General features: G+C 69.8%; 4 protein-coding genes and 1 pseudogene. All 5 read left to right on the plus strand.

Annotated features, from left to right (window positions below):
- Positions 1-1575 (plus strand): annotated as a pseudogene (locus VFA06_RS17710) (hypothetical protein); the annotation flags it as partial.
- Positions 1575-2474: a hypothetical protein gene (locus tag VFA06_RS17715; RefSeq protein ID WP_324841713.1), complete on the plus strand. Its 900-nt coding sequence runs from the start codon at positions 1575-1577 to the stop codon at positions 2472-2474. The pseudogene VFA06_RS17710 and the gene VFA06_RS17715, both read left to right, overlap by 1 nt.
- Positions 2475-2572: 98 nt before the next feature.
- A complete protein-coding gene (locus VFA06_RS17720) occupies positions 2573-3493 on the plus strand; it encodes a FadR/GntR family transcriptional regulator (protein ID WP_324841714.1) in 921 nt (306 codons plus the stop codon).
- A gap of 781 nt (positions 3494-4274) precedes the next feature.
- Positions 4275-5975: a SpoIIE family protein phosphatase gene (locus VFA06_RS17725; protein WP_324841715.1), complete on the plus strand. Its 1701-nt coding sequence runs from the start codon at positions 4275-4277 to the stop codon at positions 5973-5975.
- Between the two features lie 452 nt (positions 5976-6427).
- A complete protein-coding gene (locus VFA06_RS17730; protein ID WP_324841716.1) occupies positions 6428-8206 on the plus strand; it encodes an RNA polymerase sigma factor in 1779 nt (592 codons plus the stop codon).
- Positions 8207-8259 lie beyond the last annotated feature (53 nt).

The following is an 8259-nucleotide window of genomic DNA, read 5'->3' on the forward strand; positions in this document are numbered from 1 at the left end:
GCGGACGGCCTCGGCATTGACGCGGAGGAGGACGCCGAATTCGCGGAAGCTCTCGGCGTTCACAGCGCTCGGGTTGGGGCCGACGAGTCTGATGCCGATGCGATCGGAATCGGAGCAGGCCGATCAGGGCGGCCGTATGGCGACGGCGAGCGCGGTGACGGATTCGGTCGCCGCCGGTGGCTTCGGTTCGGCCGCAGGTCGCTTCACGACGAGGGCGATCTCGCCGCCCGGCTCGAATGCGCCGAGAACGGGTGCGAGGCTCGCCACGATGAGAGCGAGTTCGAGCAGCGGAAGGAGGCCGCTCGACGCGGTCGCGGCGGCCCCGATGAGGGCGACCTGGCTGACCGAATCGAACGCACCCGCCGCGGGCGCCCCGCCGACCGGATCGATGCCGTCCTCGACATCGTCGGGCTCACCGAGCAGAGTCGCACGCGCCTGTCCGACCTGACCGAGGGCATGGCCACCAGGCTGGGCATCGCCGTCGCACTGCTGGGCGACCCGAAGGCCCTGCTGCTGGACTGCCCTGACCGTGGCCTGGAACCGGAGGGAGTGGCGTGGCTCGGCGCACTGCTGCGAGCCTTCACCGCGCAGGGTCGCGCGGCGCTGGTCACCGGCTCTGACACGGAGACGCTGATCGGGATGGTCGACCGGGTGCTGCTGCTCGACTCCGGCTACCTGGTCGGCACGCGGACCGCAGAGGAGGTGCTGCGCGCGCCCACCGGCGCGTCCGTCGTCGTGCGGTCGCCGCAGATCGTCCGTTTCGCCGCGATCCTCGCCGAGGCCGGAGCGCGCAGCACCCAGGGCGAGGGTGCGTGCCTCGAGGTGCGCGGGCTCGACCGCGCGCGGGTCGGCGACCTCGCATACCGGCACGGCATCCCGGTCCACGAGCTGTCGGACCGCTTCACGGGCTCGGACCCGGGAGACCTAGTGCTGGCCGCATGCACGGGCAGGCGAGCAAGGCCCGTGGTGCCGATCCAGGGCTTCCCCGACGGAAAGCGAGTCGTGAGTGTGCCCACGCCGGTCAGCGTCGGGACCACCGCTCCGCTGTCGGGCGGGGGGAGGACGTGGGGTGCCAAGGCACTGCGACCGGCGCGCGTGGATGCTGCGAGGACGGGGGCGCCGGTTGCGAGGACAGGGGCGCCGGTTTCGAACGTCAGGGTGATGAACGTCGGTGGCGTCGATGCTCTGGACGAGCCCAGCGTCAGGTTGATCACGGTCGTGCCCGAACCAGAGGCGGGAGCCGGTACGCCTGGCTCGCCAGGGAACGATGAATTGGTGGCCGGTGCGGGGACTGATGCAGGGGCGGGTGAGCCTCTGGCGGTGGCCGGTACGGGAGTCAACGCGGCGTCGATGGCCGCTGGCGCGGAGACGGATGTTTCTTTGCCGGTGGCCGGTGCGGTGGTCGGTGCAGTTGAGGTGGGCGCTAATGCAGGGGTGGGCGAGCCTCGGGCGGGGACCGATGTGGGGGCGCATGGAGCTATGACGAGCGCGGGAGCGGCGTCTGATGCACCAACGGACGTCGAATCTCCTGGCGAACAGGCCTCGAATTCCACTGCGGGGGAGGAAGCGCACTAATGAGCTGGTCGTTACTCGCAACCGCTTCGGGCCTCATCGGCGCTCTGAAATACGAGCTCGTGCGGCTCGGAAACCTTCGCTCGCTACGCGGCGCGGCGTTCTTCGCTTTCCTCGGGTCGGCGATCCTGACGCTCCCGGCCGCGCGGCACATGGTCGGGCTCGCACATCCCGCGCCGCCTGGGCCGCCGGTGCCGACTCCCAGCTTGTCACTACTGTCGCTGGCCGCATCGGCTAACGTCCCGTCGGCTTCTGGCTGGTCGACCGCACTCCTGCATCAGTACTCGCCGATGCACGGTGGCGGCGCCTGGGTCGTCAACGGCGGCATCGTCGGAATGGTGCTTCCCGGTGCCGTTGCCGCCGGTACTGCGGCATGGCTCGGCGCGACCTCGATCGGCTATGAGTACCGCTACGGCGGCGGCTTACTTACCTTCGCCTTGCTGCCGCGACGGTTTTCCGTGCTCGTCGCAAAAGCCGTAGTCGCGGCGTTCGTCGGCGTCCTGCTTTGCTTCGGCACCACGGTGGTCGCCTACTGGACCGCTCGGCTCGGCTTCAAGGTTTCCGGCGTCGAGGTCGCCTTGCCCTCACAGCTCATGCTGGCTGGTTGGTGCCCGCTCGCTCTCGCAGCGCTCTGCGGCGCCTTGGGCGTCGTGGGCGGCGCCGTGTTGCGCTTGCGGCTCCTCACAACGGCCGTAGCGCTCGCTGGCGGCGCGCTGGTCGCTGTGTTCCTGCCTCGCTCGACGAGTCTTGCGATGCCTTATGTAGCCGAGGCTGCGCGGCGCGCTGTGCGGCTCACGCCGGGCATCACTGACACGGCCGCACTAAGTCTCTTGCTCGCATTTCCGCTTGCCGTGCTGATGCTGTCGGGGGTGCTTGCCGTACGTCGGCGTCGCGTGGTCTGACTGGATCGGCTGACCGCGTGGTCTGACCTGTGGTCCTGTCACGCAGTTAAATACCATGATTCACTCGACTGAGTGCATTCCGTGACAATCATGAGTAAATGGTCGCCGCAGCCCTCAAGCCGACTGCCGGGAACGCCGACCAGTTCAGCATGAACACCGTCTCCTCAGTCACCTCCGCGACCCTTTCGGCCCATCCCGGCGGCTTGGCCGCTGCGGCCCAGGGCCAGACCGGCGAGGCGCAGGTCTACCCCTACGGCCTGGCGCAGGGCGCTGCCGTCTTCCCACGGGCGGCTGCCCAGCGCGGCCGGGGCCTGCACGGCCAACTCGTCCAGCAGCTCGGCCAGATGATCGTGGCCGGCGAGCTCGGCGCGGACCGCCCGCTGGTCCCCGAGGAGATCGGCCAGCGCTTCGAGGTCTCCCGGACGGTCGTGCGCGAGTCGCTGCGCGTGCTCGAAGCCAAGGGCCTGGTCTCGGCCCGCCCGAACGTGGGCACCCGGATCCGGCCGGTTCACGAGTGGAACCTGCTCGACCCTGACGTGATCGAGTGGCGGGCGCTCGGCCCCTTCCGTGCCGACCAGGCCCGGGAGCTGGCCGAACTGCGCCAGGCCTTTGAGCCGCTGGCCGCGCACCTGGTCGCCGCGCAGGCCTCCCGGCTGCCCGAGATCGCCCGGACCCGGATGATGGAGCTCTCCGAGCTGCTGTCCGAGGCCGCGGCGGATGGCGACACGATGGCGTACCAGCGCGCTGACGCGGAACTGCACGCGCTGCTGCTGCGCGCGACGGACAACCGGATGCTCGAGCACCTCGCCTCCGTCGTATACGGCGCTTTGGAAATCACGGGCGTGCGGCCGGTCGGCTGCGTTCCTGGCTCCGGTGTCGGCGACGATCAGCATGCGGCTCTGGTCGATCGGCTGCTCGCGGGTGACGGTTCGGGTGCGGCGGAAGTGCTGAGCGGTCTGCTGAGCCGGGGAACGGGTGCTCCGGCGGCCGCGCACGTGCCGGCGCAGCGGGATCACTGAACTGTTGGCAGCGGGATCGGTGAACCGTTGACTGCTAACCGCTAGCTGCCAGCGTTGGCTGCTGACCAGGGGCCGCCAGCCATGAGCGGCTGACCGGGAGGCGCTGGGCAGGAGCCGGGGAGGGGTTGGCGGGGCGTCGGGAAGCATGCCGCTTGCTGAGCAGTGGGGTCCAGGGACTCGCGTGGTGCGGTGTGGTTGCAGGCCGGCAGTGAGGCTGGGCGGGTCAGATAGTCAGCGCAATCCAGGCAGTGTGATTCAGGCAGTGCAACGGGGTCAGTCGTCGGGAAGTGGTCGTTCGGTTCGGTGCGGCCACTTCCCGATGCCCACTTCCCGATGCTCAAGCGGGCGGATACGTCCGACGACACCTTGCCCTCAGGCATACTGAGGCCGCGTCAGTACGTATCCGGTAGCTGACAGAAAGTTGCGCCGTCTCGGCTGGTGGCGCGCGCGTGTGCGCTCAGATTCCGCTGGGTAAGCCGACCGCATCCGGCTCACATGATCGGCCGGTGTGTTCAATGTCTCGCCTGTTGTGGGGAGTGGTCGCCCCGCTACGGCGAGCGCGCTGGAATGTCCATCTTCGCGGTGGTCTGGACCTGCTGACATGGCCGGGCTGGTCGCCGGGATCGGGAGAATCCTGGCTCAATCACTCCCTGTAGACGGGTGGTGACGGCTAAGCTCGATCCGGTGAGACGACGCCGGGTGCGAACCGGCGACCGCCCGTACGGCGGCGGACGGCAGTCCGTCGTCTCGTCGCGAACGGTTAGGGGACGGGAAGCGAGCTGTGGCCCGAGACGCCATCCGGCAGCAGAGCCCTGCCGCGCACGAGACCGGTTCCGACTCGGCGCTGCTGCGCGCGCTGCTGCACGACGGATCGGTCGCCTTCGCCTGTTACGGCGCGGACGGCCGCTACCGCCAGGTCAGCCGGGCGCTCGCGGAGATCAACGGGCTCAGCGTCGAGGAGCACCTTGGCCGGCTGCCCAGCGAGATCCTGCCCGACGAGCTGGGGGAGCAGGTCGAGGAGTCGGTGGCCCGGGTGGTGGCCACGGGCAAGACCTGGCGCGAGCCCGAACAGCGCTGGGAGGCCGCCTCGTGGGCCCCGGCGCCACGCGGACCGGGCGTCCGCGTCCTTAGAACACACTGGTCCCCGGTGCACGACCCGGCCGGGGAGATCACTGGAGCTCTCGCGATCGTGCACGACGTAACCGACCGGCACCGCATCGCCGAACTGCTGGGCTCGACCCAGTGGCGGATCGGCAAGCTGCAGACCGTCGCCAGGGAACTGGCCGGCGCGCTGACCATCGGCGAGGTGCGCGCGGCCGTGGCGAAGCTGGGCCAGGTGACCGGAGCCTCACACGTCGAGCTGCGACTGCTCGACCCGATCGGCCGTTCGCCCTGGCCGCAGACCCGCACTGTGCGTCCGGTACCGGCGCAGCGCCTGGCACAGGCAGCAGACGATGAGCGTTGGGAGCGGCGTACCGCATCGTGGCCGCCACTGCTCACGGCCGCCGTGCGCGCGGGTCAGCCCTGCTACTTCGCGGATCGTGCCGGGGTGCGCGCGGTCTTCCCCGAAGCGGTGGAGTGGGAGGACTCGCTCGAGGAGGAGCAGTCCTGGGCGGTACTGCCGCTGACCACCGCCGCCGGACCGGTCGGTGGCCTCTACCTCGTGTACGAGTCCGCGCGCACCTTCGACGAGGACGACCAGGCCTACCTCCAGGCGCTGGCCGGGCAGTGCACCATGGCCGTCGCCCGGGCGCGCATGCACGAGCGCGAACATCGCCAGGTCGTCTCGCTCCAGGACGCGCTGCTGCCCAAGCGGCTGCCCGATCTGCCCGGCATCGACGCGGCCTTCCGCTACATCCCCGGCTCGCTGGACACCGAGGTCGGCGGCGACTGGTACGACCTGTTCGGCTTCCAGGACGGCCGGCTCGGCATGGTCGTCGGCGACGTGATCGGTAAGGGCGTCACCGCTGCGGCGGGCATGGGCCGGGTGCGCGCTGCGTTGCGCGCGCTGGCGTACAGCGACCCTTCGCCGCGTGCCGTGCTCACGGGTCTCGATCGGCTTTTCGACGCCACTGAGAACGCCGAGTCGCTGACCACCGTCGTGTACGCGGTGTACGACCCGGCCGCGGGCAGCCTGGTCATGTCTGACGCGGGTCACCTGCCACTGCTGGTGATCACCGCCGAGGGCGATGTGCGCTTCGTGGACGCGACACCGGAGGCCACGCCGCTCGGCTGGAGCGAGGAGCGGGTCGAACACCGGCTCTCGCTGCGGCCCGGCGACATTGTGATCGGTTTCTCCGACGGCCTGGTCGAAACCCGCGTCGACTCGCTCGACCAGGGGCTCGCGCGGCTGCGTGCGGCGGCCCTTTCCGCGCCGGATACCGCGCTCGAACCGCTGCTCGACCACCTCGTCGAGACGATGCTGCGCGAGCACGAGCAGGATGACGACGTGACGCTGCTCGCCGTGCGCGTGCGGGTGTAATCCGTCGTCGCATCGTTGCCGGAAAGTTGCTTGAAAACTGAACTGCTGGCTGAGGCCGCGCTCTTGCGCAAACAGGCTGCTTGGGGCGTCGGCTGCACCGCGAACATGAAGCGCAGCTTGAAGAAGAGCGCAGTCTCGCGAGGTGGTGTGCGCGCGCCTTCGGGGCGCTGCTAGACTTATTGATCGAGTGCGTGACCTGCGTTTGCGAAGCGGTGTACAGCGGCTTGATCAAAGCCGCGACCGGGAATGATCCACGCCAGGCACGGCTGTGCGGCTGTCGGCCCGTCGGCTCTGGGGACGGGAATACGGCGCCGCTGCATCGTGCTGTCATACAAGTGTGACAGTTTCGGAATTGCTGTTACCTCATACGACGTATCGAGTTCCGCCGCAAAGTTAGCATGCCAGGTCTTTTAGTTAGCGCTTCTGTGAGCACCTTTCCGAAGGGTACGTGAGTGTCGGCCCCTATCTCGCTTTCCGCGTCTGCCGCCCCCAACGCGTCCGGCGCACCATCGACGACAGAGGACGCGCCCGCCACGCCGGTTGCCTCCGCCGTACAGGCTCTGCTCGAACGCGCTGAGGGGGCCGCGGTTTCGAGCGACGACGTCCGGCGCGCCTGCGAGCAGGCCAAGGTCCCGGTCAGCCAGGCCAAGTCGGTGCTGCGCGCACTGCTGGAGCAGGGTGTGACCGTCGCCGTGGTCGGCGAGGGCGCCGCTTCCCTGAACAAGCCGCGCAAGCGGGCGGTCGCGGCGGCGTCCACCAGCCGTGCCACGGCGACCGTGCGCAAGACCGCCGAGCCCGCGCCCACCGCCCCCTCCGCAGAGCCGAAGCCGGCCCCGGCACCCGAGGCCGCCGCCGTGGCTGCGGACGGCGAGCCGGCCGCCGCCAAGCCGGCCGCCAAGGCCGCCCCGGCGAAGAAGTCCGCCCCTGAGAAGGCCGCCGCCGACAAGGGCGCGGCCAAGAAGAGCACCGACGACGCCGACGGCGCCGGGCCGGCCGCCAAGAAGACGGCCGGGAAGAAGGCCGCGCCGGCGAAGGCCGCCGCGGCCAAGTCCAGCGACGACGAGGACGAGACGCTCGACGAGGACCTCGACGGCGACCTCGACCTCGAGCTCGACGCCGACGAGGCGCTCGTCGACGACGCCGAGCTGGAAGCCGGTGCGGACGCGGAGACCGAACCGGACGCCGAGGCCGAGCCGGAGGCGGAGACCGACGAGGCCGAGCCGGCCGCCGAGGGCGCCCCCGCCACCGAGGAGGACGAGGGCTTCGTCCTGTCCGACGACGACGAGGACGACGCCCCGGCGCAGCAGGTCGCCTCGGCCGGAGCCACCGCGGACCCGGTCAAGGACTACCTCAAGCAGATCGGTAAGGTCCCGCTGCTCAACGCCGAGCAGGAGGTCGAGCTGGCCAAGCGGATCGAGGCCGGCCTGTTCGCCGAGGAGAAGCTCAACTCCGGCGAGAAGATGGACCCCCGGTTCAAGCACGAGCTGGAGATCATCGCCGAGGACGGCCGCCGGGCCAAGAACCACCTGCTCGAGGCCAACCTGCGTCTTGTGGTGTCGCTGGCCAAGCGGTACACCGGCCGCGGCATGCTCTTCCTGGACCTGATCCAAGAGGGCAACCTGGGCCTGATCCGCGCGGTGGAGAAGTTCGACTACACCAAGGGCTACAAGTTCTCCACGTACGCGACCTGGTGGATCCGCCAGGCGATCACCCGCGCGATGGCCGACCAGGCCCGCACCATCCGCATCCCGGTGCACATGGTCGAGGTGATCAACAAGCTGGGCCGCATCCAGCGCGAGCTGCTGCAGGACCTCGGCCGCGAGCCGACGCCCGAGGAGCTCGCCAAGGAGATGGACATCACCCCGGACAAGGTGCTGGAGATCCAGCAGTACGCCCGCGAACCCATCTCGCTCGACCAGACGATCGGCGACGAGGGCGACTCGCAGCTCGGCGACTTCATCGAGGACTCCGAGGCCGTCGTGGCGGTGGACGCGGTGTCGTTCACACTGCTGCAAGACCAGCTCCAGTCGGTGCTGCAGACGCTGTCCGAGCGCGAGGCCGGCGTGGTGAAGCTGCGCTTCGGGCTCACCGACGGGCAGCCGCGCACGCTGGACGAGATCGGGCAGGTGTACGGCGTGACGCGCGAGCGGATTCGGCAGATCGAGTCGAAGACGATGTCCAAGCTGCGCCACCCGTCGCGGTCGCAGGTGCTGCGCGACTACCTCGACTGAGCGACGCGGAGAGTTCGCAGGACCGGCCGCAGCGCCGGAGTGAGCGCACTGGC

It is taken from the genome of Actinocrinis sp. (genome assembly GCF_035653575.1).
Lineage (GTDB): Bacteria > Actinomycetota > Actinomycetes > Streptomycetales > Catenulisporaceae > Actinocrinis.

What these genes read in the sequence shown, in the direction of transcription:
- VFA06_RS17715 (WP_324841713.1), top strand. Translation starts at nt 1,575, where the DNA reads ATGAGCTGGTCGTTACTCGCAACCGCTTCGGGCCTCATCGGCGCTCTG.
- VFA06_RS17720 (WP_324841714.1), top strand. Translation starts at nt 2,573, where the DNA reads ATGGTCGCCGCAGCCCTCAAGCCGACTGCCGGGAACGCCGACCAGTTC.